The 1317-nt window shown below is 72.5% G+C and carries 2 protein-coding genes; both read left to right on the top strand.

Translation table 11 applies throughout. The annotated features are described in order from the left end of the window. Nucleotides 1–208 (top strand): methyl-accepting chemotaxis protein (locus tag MY520_RS27860; RefSeq protein WP_436695945.1); only part of this gene is annotated, 208 nt, incomplete at its 5' end. A gap of 247 nt (nucleotides 209–455) precedes the next feature. Next, nucleotides 456–1317 (top strand): HAMP domain-containing protein (locus MY520_RS27855; protein WP_436695944.1); only part of this gene is annotated, 862 nt, incomplete at its 3' end.

The following is a 1317-nucleotide window of genomic DNA, read 5'->3' as shown; positions in this document are numbered from 1 at the left end:
GGAGGAGCAGACCGCGACCACCAACGAGATGTCCCGGTCGGTGCAGGAGGCGGCGAGCGGGTCCGGGCAGATCGCGGAGAACATCACCGGGGTGTCCGAGGCCGCCGGGGCCACCACCCAGGCGCTGACCCAGACCCGCACCGCGGTCGACGAGCTGTCCCGGATGGCCGCCGACCTGCGCACCAGCGTCGGCCGCTTCACCTACTGACGCCCACGGGCGGCGCGGGGCCGGACGGTCCCGCGCCGCCGTCGGAGGCCATTCTCCGCAAGTCGACAAAGAAACGGCAGGGAGGAGGTCGCCGACCTTTCTCGACCGCATGCCGCGACACGCCCACACCATTCGCGGTGGAGCCGTCCGGAATCGCACACGATGCCCGGGCACCACACGAGGAACACCATTCCGGTGACCTCGTGGCGGTGCCCCACTGTCATCCCGCGCATTCCAGGAGCACCCCATGAGCAGTTCTGCCGCGGTACACACTGCCCGCAGCGGCGGTTGGTTCGCCGATCGGCCGGTCGGCGTGAAGATCGGTGCGGCGCTCGCCGTGCTGGCCACGGTCGCCGTCGCCATGGCGGTGCTCGCCGTCAGCCGCATCTCCTCGCTCGAGGCGGCCGCCATGCGGATCAACGACAACGTCGTCACCCTCGCCGACCTGTCGAACATCCAGCGCTCGTGGCAGGGCGACCGGTCGCGCTACAACACCTACCCCCTCGCCGACCCGGCGACCCGGGCTGCCCTGCTGGCCGACCTGGCCGAGCGGCGCGAGACGGTCGACGGCCAGCTGGACGCCTACGCCGAGGTCACGGTCAACCGCGAGGCGTTCGAGGTCTTCCGGGGCCATGTGGAGGACTACTACGCCGTCGCCGAGGACCAGCTCGTCCCGGCCGCGAACGCCGGCGACCTCGCTACGGCCACGGCGCTCATCACCGGTCCGCTGCAGAACTCTTCCGACCTGCTCATGGACGAGTACAACGCCATGCAGGAGCGGCGGGTCGCGGCCGGGCAGAGCGACACAGACGACGCCGCGGCGATCGCCTCCTCGGCCACGCGCACGCTCTGGGCGGCCCTGGCCGCCGGCATCGCCCTCGCCGGCGGACTCACCCTGTTCGTCGTCCGCCGGATCGTCAGCACGGTCCGGTCCGTGCAGGCCTCGGTCGACGCGCTGGCCGCCGGTGACCTGACGGTGACGCCCGATGTGCGCGGCCGGGACGAGCTCGGCCGCATGGCTGCTGCGCTGGGCACGGCGCAGCAGAACCTGCGCGGGGTGCTGGCGGCGGTGGCCGGGTCGGCGGATGCGGTGGCGGCGTCGTCGGAGG

The organism is Geodermatophilus sp. CPCC 205506, assembly GCF_051383635.1.
In the GTDB taxonomy this organism is placed as follows: Bacteria; Actinomycetota; Actinomycetes; order Mycobacteriales; family Geodermatophilaceae; genus Geodermatophilus.
Note: the sequence above shows the minus strand (reverse complement) of the source record. Positions and strands in the feature narration are given on the sequence as shown.